Source organism: Hymenobacter properus, assembly GCF_015694735.1.
GTDB classification, from domain to species: Bacteria; Bacteroidota; Bacteroidia; order Cytophagales; family Hymenobacteraceae; genus Hymenobacter; species Hymenobacter properus.
The window spans coordinates 415,896-438,905 of the sequence record NZ_JADQDP010000001.1 but is presented as its reverse complement, the minus strand read 5'-3'; the positions used below and the strand labels follow the sequence as shown (position 1 = coordinate 438,905).

Here is a 23,010-nt window from a genome sequence, read left to right as displayed (position 1 = left end):
ATTCGGAAGATTATTCATTCTTGATATCATCAGGCGCTTTATCTAGGAAATCCAAAGTTCTTCCGATTGCTTGATATGCCAGTTGCCGTTTGTTTTTTCTACCAATAGGATTTCGCCGAATCCACAATTACCGCCGCAACTCATGTCATACCTGAGCAATGCCTTGGTCTTCGTCGCGTTGAATACAATTTTTGAGAAGCGAACGGTCGTGCGCTCCCAGTCAAACGGCCTTTTATGATTTGTAGGGCGCATGGTGATTTTGGCAGTGCAAAGCTGAAAATCAGCAGGTACTATGCCTGATTGCAAGGTGTTAAGTTGGTGAATGGCGATAGATGTATCACTTAGCACGACCTGAGAAAACAGTGAATTAATTCTGATATTTAATCTGGCAAAAGCGTCGGTTGTGTCTGCAGATTGTGATAGCTGAGGCAAGGTGAAAGGAACGAGCCCCCGGCGCAAATCCGTACCCAAATAAATTGTCTCAAACCGAGCGCTATCATTGAAAAGGCGGTTTTGCTGGACTGCTTCTAATTCTTTTCGAACAGTCTCATAATGCTGAAATTCCACGGTGCTTACTTTGTAATCAGAGCTTTGTGGGAATTGTCGTTGGAGTTCTGCCCGAATTTGTTCATTGGCGCTATCGGGCAAGTAGCTACTATAGAAATGCTGCTCAATTAGTTCAATAAGCACTTGGTTGTAAAGTCGCTTTTCAGGGTCGGTATGCGTGCAGGGGCATTCCTTGAAAGTGACAGGTCGTGGCTTCGAACACATGGTTAGCAGCAGGAGCAGGATAAAAAGGGTTTCATAGGTGATTTTATATTGCTGCGCGACAAAAGAAGCTGATGTAGCTTGCCAACCCTTGCGCCCTGCTTCCCAACGCTGTGCAATCTGCAATAGTCTATGCTCCTCACCATCTCCACCACTTACCAGCCCGCCACCGACCTCGGCTACCTGCTGCACAAAAACCCCGCGCGCCTGCAAAGTATCGAAATTGCCGGCGGTCAGGCTCACATCTTCTATCCTGAAGCCACCACTGAGCGCTGCACCGCCGCCCTGCTACTCGACCTCGACCCCGTGGGCCTCGTGCGAGGCAAGGGTGGCGCGTCCGGCGAAGGCTTTGCGCTGGAGCAATACGTGAACGACCGGCCCTACGTGGCCTCGTCCTTCCTGAGCGCGGCCCTTAGCAAAGCCTACGGCACTGCCATGAACGGCACCTGCAAAGACAAGCCCGACCTACCCGCCCAAGCCCTGCCGCTGGCCGTGAAAGTGGCCGTCGTATCGGCGCCCGGCCCTGACTGGCCGCGCCGCCTCTTCGAGCCGCTGGGCTACGAGGTGGACATCGAAACCACCCCGCTCGACCCCACCGTACCGGAGTGGGGCGACAGCCGCTATTACACCCTGCACCTGCGCCACGCCGGCCTGCGGCTGCAAGACGTGCTCACCCACCTCTACGTGCTGCTCCCGGTGCTCGACAACGACAAGCACTACTACATCGGCGAGCACGAGGCCGAGAAGCTGCTGCATCGCGGCGGCGACTGGCTGCCCCAGCACCCGGAGCGCGGCTTCATCACGCGTCGCTACCTGCGCTACCTGGCCGCCTACGTGAACCCGACACTGGAGCGGCTAATGGAAGGAGATGAAAGTAGCGTGGACTCTGCGAGTCCGCGCATGGAAGAACATGAAAGCAGCTCAGTAGAAACTACGGCGGCGCAAGTGACAGACGATGCCATGCGCGGACTTGCCGACTCCACGCTACAGCCCAAGCTCTCCCTCCACGACCTCCGCCTGCAGCAAGTAGCCCACGAAATCTACCAGTTGGCTCCCAAGCGCGTGCTCGACCTGGGCTGCGGCGAGGGCAAGCTGCTGCGTCTACTCCTGCGCCAGCCCAAAATTGAGTACATCCTCGGCATGGACGTCTCGCACCAGGCGCTGGCCCGCGCCGCCCAGCGCCTGCACCTCGACGAGATGCCCCCGCGCCAGCGCACCCGCATCGACCTCATCCAGGGTTCGCTGCTTTACCGCGACGAGCGCCTCGCCGGCTTCGACGTGGCGGCCCTGGTCGAAGTCATCGAGCATCTCGACGAAAACCGCCTCGCCGCCCTCGAAGCCGTGGTATTTCGCCAGGCCCGCCCGGCGCACGTCTTCGTCACCAGCCCCAACGCCGACTACAATCAGCTCTTCGAAAAGCTCAACGCCGGCGAATTCCGCCACGACGACCACCGCTTCGAATGGTCCCGCGCCGAGTTTGCCGCCTGGGCCGCCGGCGTGGCCGAGCGGCACGGGTATCAGCTGCGGCTGGAGAGCATGGGGGAGGAGGTAGAAGGCGTGGGCGCTCCCTCGCAGATGGCGGTGTTTGGTATTGAAACCAATTAAAAAGTCAGAAGCTCAAATTTTGCCAAACCAAAATTTGATAAAAAGCTGATTGGACTTGGACGAGTAGCATTTGAGGCTGTTGGGTCAGCACCCGCATCAATTAATAAACGAAAGACTCGTTTCAGTTGGCTCAAGAGAATTCCATTTTCTATGGCGGCGCTTGGATGATTAATCATCTGCTTGGAATCCAGAATGGCTCTGTGTAGAGCAGAGTTTCCATACGAGTCAATTGCATTCGCATCTGCGCCTTGGCTCAAAACCCGGGATAAAAGCCTAATTCCTTCTTCAAATCGTGTTTCTTCTTTTGACAGCGTGTAAGAATTATAAATCACAGCCATAATGCAATCGTGCAGAACCGGAGCATTCCATTGATTTACGGTAGACTGCTCTACAAAACTTACTTTGGCTCCATTATCAATTAAAAAATCGGCAATCTGAAAGTTTCCGACTTTGAAAGAGACTTGAAGCGGTGACTGTCCATCGTCTTTTTTAGGTGGTGCTGAACTGCAGACATTGGCTAATTCAGGATTGGCTTTTATTGATAAGAAAACTTGTTCTGCATTACCGGTTCTTATATTCTTAAACAGTGTTTTGATTTCCTTTTTCAGCATGCTTATTCACTGTCCAGCGACTGTCTAACAATTTGAGATTCCTCTTTTCTGTCTTTTTTGCGCCGCTCGGCTTTTAATTCCTTAGCCCAATTACAGGTATCCGAGCCGAAACCCATTTCCCCACTACCATAATAAGCTATGGTGGACCCCTGTTTCGTCATCAGTCCATTCATAAAGCAAGTATCATAGCCGCAGTCATGCTTTGAGTACGTGCCGAAATTTCGATGATTTAACTTCTTGCTTTCCAAAATTCGTTGCTGATTGTGCCGAATATTTTCCCAAACTTGATTTTTGTCAGCAACGGTCAGATTTTCGCCCAGAGTCATAACCGCCAGATAGGTTCGTGGGTCTTTCAATTGCAGAAACTCAAACGTCTTCGCAAACGCCGCCACAGCCACTTGCCGCAGCTTAAGTTTCTCTTCGAGGCTCAGCTTCGTGGTTTCCACAATGGAGCGAAATAGGCCCAACGTATTGAAGTCCGTGAACTTCTTGTGATTCTCAATCAGGTGCAGGTACTCGCCGTAAGTGAGCGTGTTGAATTGCTTGCCGACTTTCATAATAATGCTTCAGTTGTGGGTAGCCGTGCCTAACCTTGTATACGGCAACTCTACGCCTTGTCCTTTCCAATGCCCCAAGATACCCTCAAGCTCCCTGAACTCTCCCTCATCCTCCTCATCGGCAGCACGGGCGCAGGCAAGTCCACGTTTGCGCGGCGCTTGTTCAAGCCCACGGAAATAGTGTCCTCCGATGCCTGCCGGGGCTTGGTGGCCGACGATGAAAACGACCAATCGGCCAGCAAAGACGCCTTTGAGCTGCTGCACTACCTGGTGGCCAAGCGCCTGAAGCGCGGGCTGCTCACCGTGGTCGATGCCACCAACGTGCAGGCCGAGGGCCGCAAGCCCCTGGTGGCCCTGGCCCGCCAATACCACGTGCTGCCCGTGGCCATCGTGCTCGACGTGCCCGAATCCGTCGCCCAGGAGCGCAACGCCCAGCGCCCCGACCGCCGCCACATGGGCCGGCACGTCATTGCCCGCCACCGCCAGGACCTGCGCCGCAGCCTGCGCAGTCTGAAAGAAGAAGGCTTCCGGCACATCCACCACCTGCGCAACGTGGGCGAAATCGACGCCGTCCAGTCCATCACCCGCGACCGCCTTTACAACAACCGCCAGGAGGAAACCGGCCCCTTCGACATCATCGGCGACGTGCACGGCTGCTACGAGGAGCTGCGCGCGCTGCTGGAGCAGCTGGGGTATCAGGTGTTGGAAGAGCCCATTAATGACGTGCGGGATTTGGGCGTGCGGGTGGTGGCGCCGGTGGCTGTTCAGGCGGGCGCCTCACCCCCTGACCCCCTCTCCGAAAGAGGAGAGGGGACACCGGACATGCACAGTTATGCACCTGTTGAACGCATCCCCTCTCCTTTATCGGAGAGGGGGCCGGGGGGTGAGGCGCCCGCCCGAACGACCCGCAAAGCCGTCTTCCTCGGCGACCTCGTGGACCGCGGCCCGGCTTCCCCGCAGGTCCTGCGCCTCGTGATGAGCATGGTGCGCGACGGCATCGCTCTGTGCGTGCCCGGCAACCACGACATCAAGCTTCTGCGCCACCTCAACGGCAAAAACGTCACCGTCAACCACGGCCTGGCCGAAACCCTGACCCAGCTCGAAACCGAGCCCGAAGCCTTCAAAAGCGAGGTGCGGCGCTTCCTCGACGGCCTGGTGAGCCACTACGTTCTCGACGGCGGCAAGCTGGTGGTGGCCCACGCCGGCCTGCCCGAGGAGATGCAGGGCCGCGGCTCGGGTGCCGTGCGGGCCTTCGCGCTGTTTGGTGAAAGCACCGGCGAGATTGACGAATTCGGCCTGCCCGTGCGCTACGAATGGGCCCGCGAGTACCGGGGCCGCGCCATCGTCGCCTTCGGCCACACGCCCGTGCCCGACGCCGAATGGCTCAACAACACCATCGACCTCGACACCGGCTGCGTGTTCGGCGGCCGCCTCACCGCCCTGCGCTACCCCGAGCGCGAGCTCGTGGCCGTGCCCGCCGCGCAGGTCTACTGCGAGCCCGTGCGCCCGCTCAACTACCGCGCCCTGCAGGCACAAGCCCAGCACGAGCTAACCGCTGATAACGAACAACCAACCACCACCGCCCAGCACGAACAAGACGACCTGCTCGACATCCGCGACGTCACCGGCAAGCAGTTCATCGAAACCCGGCTGATGCGCGGCGTCACCATCCGCGAGGAAAACGCCGTAGCTGCCCTGGAGGTGATGTCGCGCTTCGCCCTGCACCCCAAGTGGCTGCTGTACCTGCCGCCCACCATGTCGCCCACCGAAACCTCGGCCCTGCCCGACCTGCTCGAACACCCCGCCGAAGCGTTCGACTACTACAAGCGCCTCGGCGTGGAGCGCGTGGTGTGCGAAGAAAAGCACATGGGCAGCCGCGTGGTCGTAGTGCTGGGCCGCGACGAAGCCGCCATCCAGCGCCGCATGGGGCTGGATGGCGAGGGCATCGGCAAGTGCTACACCCGCACCGGCCGCAACTTCTTCACCGACGCCGCCCTCGAAACCGCCTTCCTCGCCCGCCTGCGCGACGCCCTGAACACCGCCGGCTTCTGGGAGAAATTCGACACCGACTGGGTCTGCCTCGATGCCGAGCTGCTGCCGTGGTCGGCCAAAGCCCAGGAGCTGGTGAAAAACCAGTACGCCGCCGTGGCCGCCGCCGCCAATGCCGCCCTGCCCCAGGTCGAAGCCGCGCTCACCGAAGCCGCCGCCCGCCACCTCGACGGCGCCGAAGCCCTGTTGGCCCGCACCACCGCCCGCCGCCACGCCGCCACCCATTACGCCGACGCCTACCGCCGCTACTGCTGGCCCGTCCTCTCGCTCGACGACCTCAAGCTGGCGCCCTTCCACCTGCTCGCCACCGAAGGCCGCACCTACTTCGACCGCGACCACGCCTGGCACATGGAAACCCTGCGCTCCCTCGCCCTCGCCGACCCCGGCCTGCTCCGCGCCACGCCCTACCGCGTCGTCCCCCTCCAGGACCCCGCCGAAGTCGAAGCCGCCATCCAGTGGTGGACCGACCTCACCGCCGCCGGGGGCGAAGGCATGGTGGTGAAACCCTACGACTTCGTGCCCCAAGACAAAGGCGGCCTGCTCCAGCCCGCCCTCAAATGCCGCGGCCGCGAGTACCTGCGCATCATCTACGGCCCCGACTACCTGCTGCCCGGCAACCTCGACCGCCTCCGCCAGCGCAACGTGAAAGCCAAGCGCAACCTCGCCCTGCGCGAGTTTGCCCTCGGTGTGGAGGGCCTGGAACGCTTCGTGGCCCGGCAGCCCCTGCGCCGGGTGCATCAGTGCGTCTTCGGTGTGCTAGCGCTGGAAAGCGAAGCCGTGGACCCGCGGCTGTAGGTGGGCAGAACGAGGATGTGCCTTTTAATTAGAATTGAATGATGCGCCGAATCTACAAAGTGCTTGTTGCCAGTGTCGGGGTAGGGCTGGGCTTACAACAATGTGCGCCAAAGAAAACAGAGCCCGAACAATACGTAGCTCCTCCAGAATTTAGGGCCTTCCTTGAGTATAATCAGAAAAGGCAAAAGGAAATACAGCAGCTCTTTAAAATAGCACCCTTGCCCTTGCCGTTGCTCTATAAGGAAGACAGTGCAGGAGTAGGCAAGAATTTCAAAATTGAAGCTGGCAGAAAAGCACTGGGTTTGACCAAGTCGGAAATAGTGTTGCGCAATCCCTATGCGGCAAAGCCATTTCCCTTGTCGTATTCCATAATTTATAAAAACGACTTAGTAACTCTGTTCGAGCCAGGCTATTTCGCGTGCTACAGTATTGAAAACCAAGTCAGAGATTTGGATTTTGAGCGCCGGCTAAATACCAGGCGGTTTCAATACCACTGGCTGATTAACGGGCAATTAGTAGGGCTGTCGGAGGGAAAATACTATGCCTTTGGCTCCATTAATGGGTGGGAGCCTTACAGTGCCGAGGTTCCGTTTAATAGACAGCCTAAATTGTTTGAAGACGAGCGTTATCTATCCTTCCTGACGTGTAATGGTGAGTTTGGCGGCGAAGTTTATTTCTATGACAAGCTTCGCCGCAATTATTACATGACGGGAGCTACCTGCCCGAATTCCATTATCAAACAGGATGGTAAATACTTTGTGCTCTCCTCTTTAGGCCACATGATGGGCGGCGCTGACCTGCAAGTGATTGCGGAACCCGCCAAGCTCAGGCGCTGGAAGGGAATGCAGAAGCCGCAGGACCGAAAATTTGACTATGGAACACATGCTCCCGATACAACCGGCGCAAGTCAGGTCCATTCAGTATTTGAATTTTATGGCTTGCAGGTATTTTCCACTTTTCGGTTAGAAGGGCACACGTATTATATGGTGAACTGGGAGTCGAAAACCTTTCTGGCCACCATTGAAAAAAATGTTATTACTCTTGTTGACCCGCTATTTAACGATGCCTTATATACCCACAACCCGGTGACAATAAACTACACACCGGATTTAGTACTAATGAACATGGATTTCTATGGCCTTGCTCAAGAAAAAGAAGTGGCTTGCATTCTGATTACTGGTTCACATTTGATGAAAATAAATTGGAACGATGAAAAAAGCAACAAGGCAATAATTTATGGCAATTAGGTAATTAAACATGGTTAGTCGCATCCAAACTGCTCTCGCCCAGCTCGAAGCCGCCCACGGTATTCGCATCCTTTACGCCTGCGAGGCGGGCAGCCGCGCCTGGGGCTTTCCGTCGCCCGATTCGGATTTCGACGTGCGTTTAATTTACTGCCATCCACCAGCTTGGTACCTCACCCTCGACGAAGGCCGCGACACCCTCAATTTCCCCGTTGATGATGAGCTGGACCTAGCCGGGTGGGAGCTGCGCAAGGCCCTGCGTCTGATGCGCGCTTCCAACGCCGCGTTGTTTGAGTGGCTGCAGTCGCCGGTGGTATACCACGAGGCGCTGCATTTTCGTGCGAAACTGGCGCCGCTGTGGCCTGCCGCCTTTAATCGCAAAGCTGGCTTGCACCATTACCTGGGCCAGCTGCGGCGCGGCGTGGAGGAGGACCTAGTGGGGGATGAAGTCCGCCTGAAACGCCTGTTCTACGCCCTACGCTCGGCATTGGCCGCCCGCTGGATACGGGAGCGACCCACCGTGCCGCCCATGGAATTGGCGCCGCTGCGGGAATTGCTGCCTGCCACGCTGCAAAGCGACGTAGACGACTTGATAACCCGAAAGGCCACCGCTAACGAAAAAACCGTGGTGTCGCATCCGGCCGCATTGGTCAAATTTCTGCAAGCCGAACTGGGGGCTGGCCAGGCAGCGCGAGAAACCTTGCCGCTGTTGCGGCCGGGAAGCGTAGCCTGCGAATTGAATGCGGTATTTCAAGCCCTGATTAGCGAGGCATTTGCACAGTAGTTCGAGTGAATAATCTTATGTTGACCATTGCCGACCTGCGCCATCAAAATTTAATTCTTTTCGAAGCCATTAGCGGCAGCCGGGCTTATGGCACCAATCTACCGCATTCCGATACCGATTTAAAGGGCGTCTTTATCTTACCCGAAGACCAGTTTTACGGCCTTGATTATGTACCGCAGGTAGCCAATGAAACCAACGACGAGGTGTTTTACGAACTGCGTCGCTTTGTGGAATTATTATTGAAAAATAACCCCACGGTGCTCGAATTATTAGGCACTCCGGCTGACTGTGTAGTTTATAGGCATGCATTGTTCGAGCAATTTCACGCCGCAGATTTCCTTTCCAAGCTCTGCCGGCAAAGCTTCGCCGAATACGCCGTGGCGCAAATCCGCAAAGCCAAAGGCTTGAACAAGAAAATAAACCATCCCGAGCCGCCGGCGCGCAAGTCGGTACTTGATTTTTGCTACGTAACGGTGGGCGCTGGGGCGCAGCCGGTAGCCACCTGGCTGGCGCGCAATGGTTTCAATATGGCGCAGTGCGGCCTGGCCAACGTGCCGCACCTCACCGATTTATATGCTTTATTCGTCGATGCCACGCCGGAGCGTCGGCATCACTACCGCGGCCTCGTGCGCGACCCCGAAACGTCGCAGGACGTGCTGCTCTCAGCTGTGCCAAAAGGGGAGGAGCCAGTCGCCTATTTATCCTTCAATCGCAACGGCTATAGCACGTACTGCCGGGCATTTCGCGAATACTGGGAGTGGGTGGAGAAGCGTAACGCTGAGCGCTATCAAAACACCGTGCAGCATGGTAAAAATTACGACGCTAAAAACATGCTGCATGTATTTAGGCTACTGCAGATGGCCGAGGAAATTGCTGTTAGTGGCGAATTGCATGTACGCCGCCCAAACCGGGAGTTTCTGCTTGCAATTCGGCGAGGTGAGTTTGAATATGAAGAGCTTGTAGCCGAGGCCGAGAAACTAGTGGTGCGAGTGGAAGCGGCGTTTGCTGCGTCTGCGTTGCCAGAAGCCCCGGATAAGGAGTTAGCCGAACAGCTATTGCGCCGGGCGCGCCGGAGTTTCTATCAGGTAAGCTAAACCACCTGTTGGCAATAGGTATGGTGTAAGCCTATAAAAATATGTATCACAAGTTTCAATAATTATTGAAACTTGTGATACATTTGCTGCGCCCGCTGTAGCCGCCGGAACGGGCCGGTTGGCGCTTTCCCACGGGTGGCATAAGCATGAAAGCACCGAAGTTGGTCATTGCCGGAGGCAACGGATTTTTGGGCCGCCACCTGCGCCGGCATTTCCTGCAGTTGGGATATCGGGTAGTCGTCATCGCTCGAAGCGTGGCGCCAGGGCCCGACTTCTGTCGGTGGGATGCCCAAAAACCGGGCCCCTGGGCCGCTGAATTGGAGGGCGCCGACATATTGGTAAACCTGGCTGGCCGCACCGTCGATTGCCGGTACAATGAGGCCAACAAACGCGACATCATCGCCAGTCGCGTCGACAGTACCCGCGTGCTGGGCCAGGCTGTGGCCAGCTGCGCCGTGCCGCCCAAAGTGTGGCTCAATTCCTCCACGGCCACTATTTATGCCGATACCCAAGGCGCCCAGCCGGCCAACACCGAAGCCGCTGGCACCATTGGCAGTGGGTTTTCGGTAGAGGTTGCCACGGCCTGGGAGCAGGCTTTTGGGGAGTCTAACACACCTAGTACCCGTCGGCTAGCCCTGCGTACATCCATCGTGCTGGGAACCGACGGCGGGGCCTTCCCGGTGATGGCCCGGCTGGCGCGGCTGGGCTTGTGCACGCCGCAGGGCACCGGGCGGCAGTGGGTGAGCTGGCTGCACATCCAGGATTTTTGCCGCGCCGTGGAATTCTTGGCGACCAAAACCGAAGAAGCGGGGCCATTCAACCTGTGCGCGCCCAACCCGTTGACCAATCAAGATTTTAACAGCTTGTTGTGCCAGAAACTGCGTCCGTTGCTACGGCTGCCGCAGCCGAAGTGGCTGCTGGAAATCGGAGCCTTTGTGCTGCGCACCGAAACGGAATTGATATTGAAAAGCCGCAAAGTGTACCCCGAGCGGCTGCTTAACCTGGGATTTAAGTTCGAGCATCCAACCTGCGCGACTGCGGTAGCTGATTTGCTCTCAACCAAGCAAGCCAAATAAGTTATGGCATCCGATAACAAAGTAAAAAAGCCCGTTTTGGGGCTCTGGCTTGCTTTGAGTGGAGGTGTTTTGTGCCTCAACCCATATTCTTTGGTCTTTGCCGTTCCAATTACTTTACTAGGTATATGCTTAATATGGGCTTCGGAAATAGAAATTCAGTCCAAGCTTATATTTTCCATATTGCCTTGTCCGCTTCCGTTAAGCTTTTATTTATTGCTTCTAAGCGCCTATTAGGTGAGCCGTCATGCCGCAGGGAAAATCTGATTATCAAAGCGAACAACTTACGCTGGCCGAAGCCAAAGCCCAGTTCATTCACACCTGGGGTGTAACTGGGGCCAATTGGGGCGTGAGCAAAACGCTGGCCCAGGTGCATGCCTTGTTGTTGGTGAGCCCCACGGCCCTGAGCACCGAAGACCTGATGGCCCAACTCAAAATATCGCGCGGCAATGCCAGCATGACCGTTCGCGAGTTGCTGGATTGGGGCTTGATTTACAAAGAACTGCGACCCGGCGAACGCCGCGAGTTCTTCGTGGCCGAAAAGGATATGCTGCAAGTCACGCGCTGCATCATCCGGGCCCGCAAGCGCCGCGAGCTCGACCAGATGAAACGCAGCATCGACCAGCTGGCTGCCCTGCCCGGCGATGCCGCCGATGCCGACTACCGCGCCTTCCACACGGCCCTGACCGACATCCAGCAGCTCGCCAACGCGTCGGACAAGTTGCTTTCCCGGCTCATGCAAGCGGAAAAAAGCTGGTTCTGGAACACATTCCTTAAGCTGTTTATGTAGCCGCCCAGCTACCTTGCACCCATGCAATCCTCCCTTGAAGCCGCGGCCCGCGCGGCCCTGTTGGGCCTGGCGGTAGGCGACGCCCTCGGCGTGCCCGTTGAGTTTTTGTCCCGTGTCGCCCGCCAGCAAGACCCCGTGACCGGCATGCGCGCCTACGGCACGCACCGCCAGTCAGCCGGCACCTGGTCCGATGACTCGTCGCTGACATTTTGCCTGGCCGAAACTTTAGCCCTGCCCGGCGGCCTCAAGAACGGTCTGCCCGATTTGAACGACTTCGCCCAGCGCAGCATCAATTGGCTCTACAAGTCCTACTGGACGGCTCACGGTGAGACCTTCGACGTTGGCAATGCTACCCGCACCGCCATCGGCCGCCTGCAACGTGGGACTGAGCCAACGAAGGCCGGCCCGAATTTGGAGTCTGACAATGGTAATGGGGCACTGATGCGGATTCTGCCCCTGGTTTTCCACGACACCTGGCGTGCCGAAGCCTTAGATTTAAACGCGGCCTGGGCCCTAACCGAGGCCGTAGCCAGCGTCACGCATGGGCACCCACGGTCCACGCTGGGCTGCTTTCTATATCTGCTGGTAGCGCGGGGGTTACTGAGTGGTTTTGGCATCGCCGCGTCGGTAGAACAAGCCAGAACGGCGGGATACAATTGGCTTCAAACCCAAGCAAAAGGGCCGGTCTTCTATGAATGGCCTCATTACCGCAGGGTCTTGGACGGAACATTGCTTGACCAACCGGAAAGCACCATCTCTTCCTCTGGCTACGTCGTCGATACCCTCGAAGCTGCCCTATGGTGCCTATTGGAGCATGACACTTACGCCGCCACCGTGCTGGCCGCCGTGAACCTGGGCGACGACACCGATACCACCGGCGCCGTGGCCGGGGGCCTGGCCGGGCTAGCGTATGGCGAAGCCGCCATTCCGGCCGAATGGCTGGCCGTACTGGCCCGCAGAGCAGATATTGAAGACTTAGCGCAGCGTTTGGCGGCAGGCCAGTAGCCCCTCAGCGCTTCCCGGTCTGGAAATCCGTTACCAGCAGCTCCTCATCGCAGAAGCTATACTCAGCCGGTACGTTGGAGCTGAGCAGCAGCGTGCGCCCCGCGCGGGTGGCCTCCACGTGCTCCTGGTACCAGGCCACGCCGGTGGCGTCGAGGTTGGTGGTGGGCTCATCCAGCAGCAGCAGCGGCGCAGCGGCATACAGGGCCAAGCCTAGTTTAAGCCTTTGCTTCATGCCCGAGGAAAACTCGCGCACCAGCTGGTGGCGGCCCTTCTCCAGGTACATAATGTCAATAAGCCTTTCGAGCGATACCCCAGCCTGCAGGGGCTTGAACTGGGTATGAAAGCGGAGCAGCTCCAGAAGCGTCAGCTCCTCCAGCAGCTCCAGGTAGGGGGCGGCGTAGGCCAGGTGCTGCGGCACGTCCTCTACCGCCACGGGGCGGCCGGATAAGGTGTAGGCCAAAGCGCCTTCGGTGGGCAGCAGCTGGCCCGCAATGGTGTTTAGGAGCGTACTCTTGCCGGCGCCGTTGGGGCCCAGCACGGCCGTGGCGCTGCCCGGCCGGAAAGCCCGCGTGAGGCCCCGGAAAATCCAGTCGCGCTGGAAGCGCTTGCCCAGGCCGGTGGCTTCAATCTGCAATTGGTGATGAGCTAGGAACAACGAGCAATGGTGCGGAGCGGAGACCCAAACGGTGCCTTGCTCATTGCCAATTGCTCATCGAAGTTATTCGCCTTCTTCCTCGTCGCGCTTGCGCTTGCTGGGGCCTTTGATGATGCCGCGCGAAGCCGCCCGAATGAAATCGACCGCAAAGTCGCGCTCAGTGGAGGCCGGCACTTCGACCTCAATGCGGGCCAGGGCTTCCTGCGTGTTCAAGCCGCCCAGGTAGAGCAGGCGGTACAGGTTCTGAATGGCGTACACTTGCTCGTCGTCATAGCCGCGGCGGCGCAGGCCCACCGAGTTGATGCCGGCGTAGGTGAGGGGCTCGCGGGCGGCCTTCACGTAGGGCGGCACGTCTTTGCGCACCAGCGAGCCGCCGCCGATGAAAGCGTGCGCCCCGATGTTGACGAACTGCTGCACCAGCGTGCCGCCGCCCACAATGGCCCAGTCGCCGATGCTGACGTGCCCGGCAATCTGCGTAGCGCCCGAAATCACGCAATGGTCGCCGATGAGGCAGTCGTGGGCCACGTGCACGTAGGCCTGCAGCAGGCAATGCGCGCCCACGCGGGTTTCGCCCCGGTCCACGGTGCCGCGGTTCACGGTCACGTACTCGCGCAGCACGGTGTAGTCGCCCACGTGGGCCGTGGTTTGCTCGCCGGCAAACTTTAAGTCCTGCGGAATGCCCGCCACCACGGCGCCCGGAAATATCTGGCAGTGTGCCCCAATGCGGGCCCCGTTCATGATGGTAACGTTGGGCCCAATCCAAGTGCCTTCCCCGATTTCAACGTCCGCCGCAATGGTCGTAAACGGGTCAACGGTGACGCCTTCCGCCAGGCGGGCATCGGGGTGAATAGAGGCGAGGGGGGAAAGCATAAAAACAGTTAACAGTTAACAGTTAACAGTTGACAGTTATGAAGTGAAGTCGAACAAAAGATGCTCATTGCTCACTGATAACTGATAACTGAAACTAAGCGTCCTTGCGGACAATAGCGGCGCTCATTTCGGCTTCGCACACCACTTTGCCGTTCACGAAGGCCTGGCCGCGCATCTTGGCAATGCCGCGCTTGATGGGCGCCAGCAGCTGGCAGCTATACACGATGGTATCGCCGGGCAGCACGCGCTTGCGGAAGCGGGCATTCTCGATGCCCAGGAAGTACTGCCAGTAGTTTTCGGGGTCCGACACGGTATTCATCACGAGGATGCCGCCGGTTTGAGCCAGGCCCTCAATCTGAAGCACGCCTGGCATCACTGGGTTGCCGGGGAAGTGGCCGTTGAAGAAGGGCTCGTTCATGGTCACGTTTTTCACCGCCGTCACCACTTGGTCATCGAGGTGAATCACCTTGTCAATCAGCAGGAAGGGGTAGCGGTGGGGCAGCACCTGCATGATGCGGTTGATGTCCATCACCGGCTCGCGGCTGGGGTCGTAAGCCGGCACTGGGTTGCTCCGGGCCTCCAGCATCTTCTTCTTGATTTTCTTGGCAAATGCCACGTTGGCCGCGTGGCCGGGCCGGGCGGCCAGAATCTGGCCCTTCAGCGGGCGGCCCACCAGGGCGAGGTCGCCCACGAGGTCGAGCAGCTTGTGGCGGGCGGGCTCGTTTTTGTGGCGCAGGTCCACGTTGTTGAGAATGCCTTCTTTCTTCACCGACACGCGGGGCTTGCCGAGCATCTTGGCCAAGTCGGTCAGTTCGTCGTCGCTCACCACGCGGTCCACCACCACAATGGCGTTGGAGAGGTCGCCGCCGCGAATGAGGTTGTTTTTGTAGAGCATTTCCAGCTCGTGCAAAAAGCAGAACGTGCGCGAAGAAGCAATTTCGTCGCCGAACTGGTTGATGTCGGCCAGCGTGGCGTGTTGCGAGCCCAGCACCGGCGAGTTGTAGTCCACCATCACCGTGAGGCGGTAGTCGGACAAGGGGAGGGCCGCAATTTCTACGCCGCGGGCATTGTCCACGTAGCGGATGCTTTCCGGAATTTCGTAGTAGTTGCGCAGGGCGTTTTGCTCCTGCAAGCCCACGGTTTCGAGGGCCTTGATGAACTCAGCCGACGACCCGTCCATGATGGGCGGCTCGGGGCCAGACAATTGAATCAGCACGTTGTCGAGCTGCAGGCCCACGAGGGCGGCCAGCGTGTGCTCCACGGTGTTGACGCGGGCGCCGTTTTGCTCGATGGTGGTGCCGCGGCTCAGGTCCACCACGTTGTCCACGTCGGCGTCGACGGTGGGCTGGCCGGGCAAATCAACCCGTTGAAACTTAAAGCCGTGGCCGACGGGTGCGGGGCAAAACGTCATGGTGGCTTCCACGCCGGTGTGCAGTCCGATGCCGCGCACCGTCACGGGCGCCTGAATGGTGTGTTGCTTGTCGTTCATTATGGTCGGTTTTTGGTTTTCGGTTTTTGGTTTTTGGGCTTTTAGGCCAATCGACGAGCAACTGGGACCAAAAACCAAAAACCGAAAACCAAAAACCGATGCAAAGCTAGGGCTTTTCCGTCGCGTTTTTAGCCTTCTCCAGCTCCGCTACGCGCTGTTCCAGCTCGGGCAGGCGGCGGAACACGATTTGGGCGCGCTGGTTTTGCTTGAAATCGAAGGCGGTGGAGCCCTGCAGGATGGTGCCTTCCTGCTTCACGTTCTTGCCCACGCCCGACTGGGCCGTGACGGTCGTTTTGTTGGCCAGCGTAACGTGGCCGGCCAGGCCCACCTGGCCGGCCAGCACGCACTGGTCGCCGACTTTGGCGGAGCCGGCAATGCCGGTCTGGGCCGCGATGACGGTGTTTTGGCCGATTTCCACGTTGTGGGCCAGCTGCACGAGGTTGTCGATTTTGCTGCCCCGGCCCACCCGCGTCGAGCCCAGCGTGGCGCAGTCGACGGTGGCGTTAGCGCCGATGCTCACGAAGTCCTCAAGCACCACGTTGCCGATTTGCGGAATGGCCTTGTAGGAGCCATCGGGCTGTGGCGCGAAGCCGAAACCATCGGAGCCGATAACGGCGCCGGCTTTGATGACGCAGAACTTGCCAATCACCGTGTCGGGGTAAATCTTGGCCCCGGCGTGAATGATGCTGCCCTCGCCGATGGTCACTCGGTCGCCGACGTAGGCGTGGGGGAATACCAGCACATTGTCGCCCAGCTTGCACTGCTCGCCGATGTAGGAAAAAGCCCCGCGGTAGTGCCCCGCGCCAATTTCCGACGACTTGCCGATAAACGCCGGCTCCTCCACACCGCGCTTGCCGGTGCGGGTGGCTTGGGCGTAGAACTCCAGCAGCTGGCTAAAGGCCGTGTAGGGGTTCTCAACCCGAATGAGGGCCGGTTGGATGGCCTGTTTCAGTGCCAGCGCCTGGCTCACGATGACGGCCGAGGCGCCGGTTTCGTAGAGAAACGGCTCGTATTTAGCGTTGGAGAGGAAGGTGAGGGAGCCGGCCTGGGCTTCTTCAATCTTGGCCAGGCTGGAAATGCGCAGGGTGGCGTCGCCTTCCACGGTGCCCCCAAGCACCTCGGCAATTTGCTGAACGGTAAATTCCATGGGGGCGAAATTAGTTGTCAGTTGTTGGTTGTCAGTTGTCAGGTCGCCAATGTAAGCCCCTTGTTAAGGCCTGATAACTGACAACCAACAACTGACAACTAAACTATTTCCTTCGGGTAGCAGATGTAGAACTTCTCCACCCGCTGGCTGAGGGCGCGGATGTTGGGCAGGTCGGAAGCCTCCATCACGTTCACCACGTCGCCTTTCTTGGTCAGGATTTCGATGGGCTCGCCGCTGGGATTGTAGGCGCTGTTGCTCAGGCGGCCCGGAATCATGAGCAGCTCGGCTTCCTCGGGCGAGAGTTTGAATTTTTCCTCAATCAGCTCACGGATGCCGAGGCGGAATTCCTCATCGAAGGGCTCGGGCGCCAGCACGATTTTGAGCAGGTTGCGATGCAGAATGCTCTTGGCCAAGTAGCTGAGCACTACATCGGGGTGGCTAGCCCAGGACTTGATGGCCGACCAAATGTCGTAGTCATCAAGCTCCACGAAGTGGCTGAGGATTTTCTCGTCTTTCTCGAACTCGGCCAGGCTCACGGCGCGGCCTAAGAAGTAGCCCAGGCAGGTGTTGGCAGGCACCTCTACGCCGCGGCGGGCCAGGTCGCGGGCCCGTTGCACAACGCGAATGACCATTTGCTCGGCCGAGGTGACAGTTTTGTGCAGGTATACCTGCCAGTACATCAAGCGGCGGCTTACCAGAAAATTCTCGACCGAGTAAACGGCTTTTTCTTCGAGCACCAGCCGCTCGTCGTGCACGCGCAGCATTTTAATGAGGCGGTCGGCGCCGGGGCGGCCTTCCTCTACGCCGGTATAGAAAGAGTCGCGGTTGAGGTAGTCGAGGCGGTCCATGTCGAGCTGGCTGCTCACCAGCTGATGAAAGAACGGCCGTCCGTAAGTGCCGTCAAACATCGAAATGGCCAGGCTCAGCTTGCCATGAAACTCGGCGTTGAGCCGCTGCATCAGAAAAAGCGAAAGCTGCTCGTGTGGCACGTCCTGGAAAATGGCCGTTTCCAGGGCGTGGGAGAGGGGGCCGTGGCCCACGTCGTGTAGCAGGATGGCCGCCATGGCCGCCTCGCCTTCGGCCGCCGAAATCTTCACGCCCTTGTCCTTGAGCGTGCGCAGGGCCAATGACATGAGGTGCATGGCGCCCAGCGCGTGGTGAAAGCGCGTGTGCAGCGCTCCCGGATACACAAACCCCGTGAGCCCCAGTTGCTGAATACGCCGCAGCCGCTGAAAGTAGCGGTGCTCGATAAGGTCGAACAGAAATTCAGTGGGGATGGTGACGAAGCCGTAAACGGGGTCGTTGAAAATTTTCTTTTTGTTCACTGTCGAAGTTGAAGGCAGGGCAGGGAAAGGGCAGGAGTGGAATGGAAGCGCAAGAACGGCATGCCTGGCTTGGCGAAATACATTTGCCCTTTGTAAGCCCATCAGATTTGGTTAGTAAAATTTTGTCGCCATCTTTGTAATGCATTAACCAATCGGTTAAACCACCCAGGCAATGGACCCGCAAAAACGCTCAACCGAAGAACTGATTTTGGAAGCCGCGCAGGCGGTATTTCTGGAAAAAGGCCTGGCTGGGGCGCGCATGCAGGAAATTGCCGACCGTGCCGGCATCAACAAAGCCTTGTTGCACTATTACTTCCGCAGCAAGGAGAAGCTCTCGGCCATCATCATCAGCCGAACCATCGGCATCATCATGCCCCGCATGATGGGTGTGTTGGCCACCGACCAGGACTTGTTCGACAAGATTCGCGAGATGGTGCACACCTTCATCGGCTTCATCAGCCGCAACAGCTTCTTGCCATTGTTCGTGGTTAATGAAATTAACCGCAACCCGCACTTCTTTTTCACCTCCGCGATTAAGCAGGAGCGGACCTACCTCGACAAATTCCGCCAGCAGGTGGACGAGGCTGTGGCCGCGGGCCGCATCCGGCCCATCACCGCCACGCAGCTCATGATGAACATGATGTCGATGCTCATCTTTCCTTTTTTGGGTAAGCCGGTTTTTCAAGCGGGTTTGGGGCTGTCAGACGAAGAGTTTCAGCAGGAGATGGAGCGGCGGCGCACCGACGTGGCCGATTTCATCATCCGGTCGATTCAGGTTTAATATTTTTTTGCCCACTCCTTAACCAAGTAGTTAAAGTGTATGGATAAGAAACGAAAAATGCTGCTGGTGCTTTGCCTTGTGGCCCGCGCGGCCTTGGGCCAGCCCGCCGTGCCGCCCGCCTCTGGCCCCGTGCTGACCCTGGCGCATTGTTATGATTTGGCGCAAGTCCAGGCCCCGCTCCGCAAGCAAATTGCGCTCAACAACGCTCAGGCCGCCAACAACACTGCTCGGCTAGCTACCCAATTGCGCCTGCCGCAGCTGGCCATCAACGGCCAGGCCAGTTACCAGAGCGAGGTGACGAAAATTCCTCTTGAAGGACCGGGCATTAATATCCCGACGCTGTCAAAAGACCAGTATCGGCTGACGCTGGACGCCAGCCAAACCCTGTTTGACGGCGGCACCACCCGCCGCCAGCAGGAGCTGGAAACCCTGGCCAGCCAGGTAAACAACCAGCAGGTCGAGGTGAACTTGTTTCGGCTGCGCGAACAGGTAAACGGCCTATACTTCGGCGCCTTGCTCAGTGAGGAAACCGCCCGCCTGCGCCAAGGCCTGCGGGCCGACTTGCTGCAGCGCCGCAAAGCCTTGCTGGCTCGCCGCGCCAACGGTGTAGCTACTGGCCAAGACGTGGCCCGCCTCGATGCCGAGGTGCTGAACCTCGACCAGCAGTTACGCGAGCTGGCCACCACCCGCGCCGGCCTGTTGCGCCAGTTGGGCGAGCTGCTGGGCCAAGCCCTGAGTCCGGACACTCGCCTGACCACGCCCACTGAGCTGCCCCCCGCGGCTCCGCGGCCCGAGCTCTCCCTGTATGCGCAACAGAAAGCACTGCTGACCGGGCAACAACAGCTCAGTGATGCGCGCCTGGCGCCGCGGCTAAGTGCCTTCGGGCAGGTAGGCTACGGCCGGCCCACGCTCAACTTTCTGCGCAACGACTTTCACGGCTACGGCTTGGCCGGCCTGCGCTTGAACTGGAACCTGAGCAACTATTACACCCGGCGGCAAGACCGGGAAGCCATACGGCTGGGCCAGGAGGCCGTGGCCGTGCAGCAGACCAACTTTGAGCAAAGCCAGCGGGTGGCCCTCGCCGGCCAACAAACGGCTGTGGAACGCTACCAAACTCTGCTGGCGACGGATGCCGAGCTTATTGCCCTGCGTGAGAAAATTCAGGCCACGGCCGCTGTGCAGCTCGATAACGGCATCATCGGCTTCAGCGACTATTTCACCGAAGCCAACAACCTGAGTTTAGCGCGCCTCAACCAGCAGTTGCACCTCCTACAATTGCTGCAGGCGCAGGCCGATTACTCGCTTATCCTAGGCGCTTCCTCTCGACCCCGATAACCAGCCGCTACTCATGGAAGTCATCATTGCCCTGCTGTGGCCGCTGCTGTTTATGCCCACCATCACGGGCTACATGGCCACTAGCCACGGCCGCTCTTTCTGGCGCTGGTTTGGCTTGGGATGCGTCCTGCCTTACCTGTCCTTGTTCGTTATCAGCTACGTCGTGCACCGCGACCGGCGCCGCTCCCGGGCCACTGCCACCAACCCTTCTAATTTCAATCAGCCATGAACGTTCGGCCTTATTTTGCTTTCGTTTTACCGGCCAATGCGCTGCTGGCCATGGGTTTGCTCGCGGGCTGCCAAACCGAGGAGCCCCGCTTCGATGCTTCGGGCAATTTCGAAACCACCGAATATGTGGTGGCCGCCAAGGCCCAAGGCCAGTTGCTGCGTCTGGCCGTGACGGAGGGCGACGAGCTGCCCGCCGGCCGCGAAGTCGGCGTCATCGACACCACCCAGCTCTACCTGCGCAAGCGCCAGTTGCAAGCCAGCACTCGCGCCGTGCGCCAGCAAACGCCCAACGTTTCGGCCCAGCTCGGCGCCCTGGCTCAGCAGCTGGCCAACCTGCAACGCGAACGCCATCGCGTGGTCAACCTGGTTAAGGCCGATGCCGTGCCCAGCAAGCAGCTTGATGACATTGATTATCAGATTGCGACGGCCCGTCAGCAGCTGGCCGCTCAGCGTTCGGCCCTGAGCACACAGGCCAGCGGTACTGCCGCGCAATCGGCCCCGCTGCAGGAACAGGTGAGGCAAGTAGTTGACCAGCTGCGCCAAAGTCGGGTCACCAATCCCGTGGCCGGCACCGTGCTCACTGTGTACGTGGAGCCTAGCGAAGTGGTGAACTACGGCCAGCCGCTCTACAAAATAGGCGACACGAAAACTCTGATTCTGCGTGCCTACGTGGCCGGCGACCAACTCACTTGCGTGAAGCTGCGCCAGCCGGTGAAGGTGCTAGTAGACGCGCCCGGGGGCAAGCGCCGCGAATATGACGGCCGCGTGCAGTGGATTTCGAGCAAGTCGGAATTCACGCCTAAGGTTATTCAAACCAAAGAGGACCGGGTGAATCTGGTGTACGCCCTCAAAATAGCCGTGCCAAACGATGGCAGCCTGAAAATTGGCATGCCGGCGGATGTGCTGTTTTAAATGTTGGTCAACTAAATGATAAACCGTCATGCAGAGCGCAGCGAAGCATCTCGCGTGCGCAACGCAATTAGTTACTTCCCCACGCGAGATGCTTCGCTGCGCTCTGCATGACGGTCTAAATCTGTTCCATATCATCCCTGCCCATGCCCGCCGTCGAACTAACCAACATCAGCAAAGCCTACGGTGCCACCCAGGCAGTGCGCAACGTTAGTTTGACCGTGGAGCCAGGCGAGTTGTTCGGCCTCATCGGCCCCGACGGTGCTGGCAAAACCACGCTGTTTCGCATTCTGGCTACGCTGCTACTGGCCGATGCGGGCACGGCCACCGTGGCTAAGCACGACGTGGTGCGCGAATTCCGCGCCATCCGCAATGTGGTGGGCTACATGCCGGGCCGTTTCTCACTCTACCAGGACCTGACGGTGCAGGAAAACCTGGAATTTTTTGCGGCGGTGTTTCGCACCACGGTGCGGGAGAATTATGAGTTGGTGCGCGACATTTATGAGCAACTGGTGCCTTTCAAAGACCGGAGGGCAGGGGCCTTATCGGGCGGCATGAAGCAAAAGCTGGCCTTGTGCTGCGCCCTCATTCACAAACCCGAACTGCTGCTACTCGACGAGCCCACTACCGGCGTGGATGCCGTGTCGCGGCAAGAGTTCTGGCACATGCTAAGCACGCTCAAGGAGCGGGGCATTACCATCGTGGTTTCCACGCCTTACATGGACGAGGCCGCCCTGTGCGAGCGGGTGGCGCTGCTGCAAACCGGCCAGGTGCTGCGCGTTGATACGCCCGCTGCGCTGCGCGAATCCTATCCTTGGCCGCTGTATGCGGTGCGGGCCGCCCGCATGCACCCACTGCTGCAGGACTTGCGTGCCTACCCGGCCGCGCACAGCTGCTACGCATTTGGCGAAACCGCCCACCTGAGTTTGGCCCAGCCCGATGCGGCAGCCGAGGCCCACCTCAAGGCCTACCTCACCGCCAAAGGCCACCACGACGTGTCCGTGGCGCCGGTGCCGGCCACCATCGAAGACACATTCATGGATTTGCTGCAAACCCACCATTCCGCACCCGTTTCATGAAAACTGCTGCCATTGGTCCGGTCATTCGCTGCGAGAAGCTCACCAAGCGCTTCGGCGCCTTCACGGCTGTGGATGCCATTAGCTTCGCCGTAGCGCCGGGCGAGATTTTCGGTTTCTTGGGCGCTAATGGGGCTGGCAAAACCACGGCCATGCGCATGCTCTGCGGCCTGCTGGGGCCTACGGAGGGCGCCGCGTCGGTGGCGGGCTTTGATGTGTTTACCCAAGCCGAGCGCATCAAGCAGCACATTGGCTACATGAGCCAAAAGTTCTCGCTCTACGAAGACCTGACCGTGCGCGAAAACATTCGCTTCTACGGTGGCATCTATGGCCTGAAAACCGCTGCCATCCGCGAGAAAACCGATGCATTGCTCCAGCGCTTAGGCCTGGAAGCCGAGCGCAACACGCTGGTCGGCAGCCTACCACTGGGCTGGAAGCAGAAACTGGCCTTCTCAGTGGCCCTGTTTCACGACCCGGCTGTGGTGTTTCTCGACGAGCCTACGGGCGGCGTCGACCCCATCACCCGCCGCCAGTTCTGGGACCTGATTTACGAGGCGGCGGCCCGCGGCGTCACCGTTTTCATCACCACTCACTACATGGACGAAGCCGAGTACTGTGACCGGGTCAGCATCATGGTCGACGGCAAAATCGAAGCGTTGGACAAGCCCGCCGGCCTTAAGCAACAGTTCGGCGTGAGCACGATGGATGAGGTGTTTCTGCACCTGGCGCGGGGTGCGAAAAACGTGGAATGATAGTAATGACAACGCCAAAAAACTTCAGGCAGAGCGCAGGGAAGCATCTCGCGTGCTTTAGCTAATTA

Annotated in this window: 22 protein-coding genes; 14 read left to right on the top strand and 8 right to left on the bottom strand. The window is 58.8% G+C overall.

The features are described from left to right. Positions 1-42: 42 nt before the first annotated feature. Entirely contained in the window at positions 43-1,011 is a 969-nt protein-coding gene (locus tag I2I01_RS01950) for a hypothetical protein (RefSeq protein ID WP_196284731.1), read from the bottom strand. Between I2I01_RS01950 and I2I01_RS01945 the strand changes: the two genes are divergently transcribed. Then, complete coding sequence (locus I2I01_RS01945; RefSeq protein ID WP_196284730.1) at positions 901-2,373, top strand: 3' terminal RNA ribose 2'-O-methyltransferase Hen1; 1,473 nt, start codon at positions 901-903, stop codon at positions 2,371-2,373. The genes I2I01_RS01950 and I2I01_RS01945 overlap by 111 nt on opposite strands. Here I2I01_RS01945 and I2I01_RS01940 read toward each other — a convergent pair. Continuing rightward, positions 2,370-2,984 carry an ankyrin repeat domain-containing protein gene (locus I2I01_RS01940; protein ID WP_196284729.1) on the bottom strand — a complete coding sequence of 205 codons (615 nt, stop codon included), beginning with the start codon at positions 2,982-2,984 and terminating at the stop codon, positions 2,370-2,372. The two genes, I2I01_RS01945 and I2I01_RS01940, sit on opposite strands and share 4 nt — an antisense overlap. 2 nt (positions 2,985-2,986) lie before the next feature. Continuing rightward, positions 2,987-3,541, bottom strand: a complete 555-nt coding sequence (locus tag I2I01_RS01935; protein WP_196284728.1) for a hypothetical protein — start codon at positions 3,539-3,541, stop codon at positions 2,987-2,989. Between the two features lie 69 nt (positions 3,542-3,610). Between I2I01_RS01935 and I2I01_RS01930 the strand changes: the two genes are divergently transcribed. The 7 genes from I2I01_RS01930 to I2I01_RS01900 all read left to right on the top strand — a co-directional run bounded on the left by I2I01_RS01930 (position 3,611) and on the right by I2I01_RS01900 (position 12,375). Beyond that, complete coding sequence (locus I2I01_RS01930) at positions 3,611-6,385, top strand: polynucleotide kinase-phosphatase (protein ID WP_196284727.1); 2,775 nt, start codon at positions 3,611-3,613, stop codon at positions 6,383-6,385. A 41-nt stretch (positions 6,386-6,426) separates the two neighbouring features. Continuing rightward, the gene (locus tag I2I01_RS01925; protein WP_196284726.1) at positions 6,427-7,632 is read left to right on the top strand and encodes a hypothetical protein; all 1,206 of its coding nucleotides are present in this window, start codon (positions 6,427-6,429) and stop codon (positions 7,630-7,632) included. Positions 7,633-7,642: 10 nt separating this feature from the next. Then, a complete protein-coding gene (locus I2I01_RS01920) occupies positions 7,643-8,413 on the top strand; it encodes a nucleotidyltransferase domain-containing protein (protein ID WP_196284725.1) in 771 nt (256 codons plus the stop codon). A 17-nt stretch (positions 8,414-8,430) separates the two neighbouring features. Beyond that, positions 8,431-9,507 carry a DNA polymerase beta superfamily protein gene (locus I2I01_RS01915; protein ID WP_211537770.1) on the top strand — a complete coding sequence of 359 codons (1,077 nt, stop codon included), beginning with the start codon at positions 8,431-8,433 and terminating at the stop codon, positions 9,505-9,507. A gap of 146 nt (positions 9,508-9,653) precedes the next feature. Then, positions 9,654-10,583, top strand: coding sequence for a TIGR01777 family oxidoreductase (locus I2I01_RS01910; protein WP_196284724.1), 930 nt, complete (start codon positions 9,654-9,656; stop codon positions 10,581-10,583). Positions 10,584-10,827: 244 nt separating this feature from the next. Then, a complete protein-coding gene (locus I2I01_RS01905) occupies positions 10,828-11,370 on the top strand; it encodes a GbsR/MarR family transcriptional regulator (protein WP_211537769.1) in 543 nt (180 codons plus the stop codon). Positions 11,371-11,391: 21 nt separating this feature from the next. Beyond that, positions 11,392-12,375 carry an ADP-ribosylglycohydrolase family protein gene (locus I2I01_RS01900; protein WP_196284723.1) on the top strand — a complete coding sequence of 328 codons (984 nt, stop codon included), beginning with the start codon at positions 11,392-11,394 and terminating at the stop codon, positions 12,373-12,375. 4 nt (positions 12,376-12,379) lie between these two features. Here I2I01_RS01900 and I2I01_RS01895 read toward each other — a convergent pair whose 3' ends face one another. The 5 genes from I2I01_RS01895 to I2I01_RS01875 form a co-directional block, all read right to left on the bottom strand. Further along, entirely contained in the window at positions 12,380-13,030 is a 651-nt protein-coding gene (locus I2I01_RS01895; protein WP_211537768.1) for an ABC transporter ATP-binding protein, read from the bottom strand. Between the two features lie 63 nt (positions 13,031-13,093). After that, positions 13,094-13,900, bottom strand: a complete 807-nt coding sequence (lpxA, locus tag I2I01_RS01890) for an acyl-ACP--UDP-N-acetylglucosamine O-acyltransferase (RefSeq protein WP_196284722.1) — start codon at positions 13,898-13,900, stop codon at positions 13,094-13,096. 94 nt (positions 13,901-13,994) lie between these two features. Further along, entirely contained in the window at positions 13,995-15,389 is a 1,395-nt protein-coding gene (locus I2I01_RS01885) for a bifunctional UDP-3-O-[3-hydroxymyristoyl] N-acetylglucosamine deacetylase/3-hydroxyacyl-ACP dehydratase (RefSeq protein ID WP_196284721.1), read from the bottom strand. Positions 15,390-15,495: 106 nt separating this feature from the next. Then, a complete protein-coding gene (gene lpxD, locus I2I01_RS01880) occupies positions 15,496-16,536 on the bottom strand; it encodes a UDP-3-O-(3-hydroxymyristoyl)glucosamine N-acyltransferase (protein WP_196284720.1) in 1,041 nt (346 codons plus the stop codon). Between the two features lie 98 nt (positions 16,537-16,634). Beyond that, positions 16,635-17,861 (bottom strand): HD domain-containing protein, encoded by a 1,227-nt coding sequence (locus tag I2I01_RS01875; RefSeq protein WP_211537767.1) that lies wholly within the window; start codon positions 17,859-17,861, stop codon positions 16,635-16,637. A gap of 172 nt (positions 17,862-18,033) precedes the next feature. On the opposite strand from I2I01_RS01875, the gene I2I01_RS01870 reads away from it, so the two are divergent. From I2I01_RS01870 to I2I01_RS01845, 6 genes are all read left to right on the top strand, one after another. Next, positions 18,034-18,642 (top strand): TetR/AcrR family transcriptional regulator, encoded by a 609-nt coding sequence (locus I2I01_RS01870; RefSeq protein ID WP_196284718.1) that lies wholly within the window; start codon positions 18,034-18,036, stop codon positions 18,640-18,642. A 39-nt stretch (positions 18,643-18,681) separates the two neighbouring features. Continuing rightward, complete coding sequence (locus I2I01_RS01865) at positions 18,682-19,977, top strand: TolC family protein (RefSeq protein ID WP_196284717.1); 1,296 nt, start codon at positions 18,682-18,684, stop codon at positions 19,975-19,977. A 13-nt stretch (positions 19,978-19,990) separates the two neighbouring features. Further along, entirely contained in the window at positions 19,991-20,206 is a 216-nt protein-coding gene (locus I2I01_RS01860; protein WP_196284716.1) for a hypothetical protein, read from the top strand. After that, a complete protein-coding gene (locus I2I01_RS01855; RefSeq protein WP_211537766.1) occupies positions 20,203-21,117 on the top strand; it encodes an HlyD family secretion protein in 915 nt (304 codons plus the stop codon). Before I2I01_RS01860 ends, I2I01_RS01855 begins: the two co-directional genes overlap by 4 nt. A gap of 143 nt (positions 21,118-21,260) precedes the next feature. Continuing rightward, the gene (locus tag I2I01_RS01850; protein WP_196284715.1) at positions 21,261-22,193 is read left to right on the top strand and encodes an ABC transporter ATP-binding protein; all 933 of its coding nucleotides are present in this window, start codon (positions 21,261-21,263) and stop codon (positions 22,191-22,193) included. Continuing rightward, the gene (locus I2I01_RS01845; protein WP_196284714.1) at positions 22,190-22,942 is read left to right on the top strand and encodes an ABC transporter ATP-binding protein; all 753 of its coding nucleotides are present in this window, start codon (positions 22,190-22,192) and stop codon (positions 22,940-22,942) included. The genes I2I01_RS01850 and I2I01_RS01845 overlap by 4 nt, the downstream gene beginning before the upstream one ends. The last annotated feature ends 68 nt before the right edge of the window (positions 22,943-23,010 follow it).

Coding starts and splice junctions, on each gene's coding strand:
- I2I01_RS01925 (WP_196284726.1), top strand. CDS start 6,427: ATGCGCCGAATCTACAAAGTGCTTGTTGCCAGTGTCGGGGTAGGGCTG.
- I2I01_RS01870 (WP_196284718.1), top strand. CDS start 18,034: ATGGACCCGCAAAAACGCTCAACCGAAGAACTGATTTTGGAAGCCGCG.
- I2I01_RS01910 (WP_196284724.1), top strand. CDS start 9,654: ATGAAAGCACCGAAGTTGGTCATTGCCGGAGGCAACGGATTTTTGGGC.
- I2I01_RS01865 (WP_196284717.1), top strand. CDS start 18,682: ATGGATAAGAAACGAAAAATGCTGCTGGTGCTTTGCCTTGTGGCCCGC.
- lpxA (WP_196284722.1), bottom strand. CDS start 13,900: ATGCTTTCCCCCCTCGCCTCTATTCACCCCGATGCCCGCCTGGCGGAA.
- I2I01_RS01900 (WP_196284723.1), top strand. CDS start 11,392: ATGCAATCCTCCCTTGAAGCCGCGGCCCGCGCGGCCCTGTTGGGCCTG.
- I2I01_RS01885 (WP_196284721.1), bottom strand. CDS start 15,389: ATGAACGACAAGCAACACACCATTCAGGCGCCCGTGACGGTGCGCGGC.
- I2I01_RS01915 (WP_211537770.1), top strand. CDS start 8,431: ATGTTGACCATTGCCGACCTGCGCCATCAAAATTTAATTCTTTTCGAA.
- I2I01_RS01860 (WP_196284716.1), top strand. CDS start 19,991: ATGGAAGTCATCATTGCCCTGCTGTGGCCGCTGCTGTTTATGCCCACC.
- I2I01_RS01855 (WP_211537766.1), top strand. CDS start 20,203: ATGAACGTTCGGCCTTATTTTGCTTTCGTTTTACCGGCCAATGCGCTG.
- I2I01_RS01905 (WP_211537769.1), top strand. CDS start 10,828: ATGCCGCAGGGAAAATCTGATTATCAAAGCGAACAACTTACGCTGGCC.
- I2I01_RS01850 (WP_196284715.1), top strand. CDS start 21,261: ATGCCCGCCGTCGAACTAACCAACATCAGCAAAGCCTACGGTGCCACC.
- I2I01_RS01845 (WP_196284714.1), top strand. CDS start 22,190: ATGAAAACTGCTGCCATTGGTCCGGTCATTCGCTGCGAGAAGCTCACC.
- I2I01_RS01940 (WP_196284729.1), bottom strand. CDS start 2,984: ATGCTGAAAAAGGAAATCAAAACACTGTTTAAGAATATAAGAACCGGT.
- I2I01_RS01945 (WP_196284730.1), top strand. CDS start 901: ATGCTCCTCACCATCTCCACCACTTACCAGCCCGCCACCGACCTCGGC.
- I2I01_RS01920 (WP_196284725.1), top strand. CDS start 7,643: ATGGTTAGTCGCATCCAAACTGCTCTCGCCCAGCTCGAAGCCGCCCAC.
- lpxD (WP_196284720.1), bottom strand. CDS start 16,536: ATGGAATTTACCGTTCAGCAAATTGCCGAGGTGCTTGGGGGCACCGTG.
- I2I01_RS01935 (WP_196284728.1), bottom strand. CDS start 3,541: ATGAAAGTCGGCAAGCAATTCAACACGCTCACTTACGGCGAGTACCTG.
- I2I01_RS01930 (WP_196284727.1), top strand. CDS start 3,611: ATGCCCCAAGATACCCTCAAGCTCCCTGAACTCTCCCTCATCCTCCTC.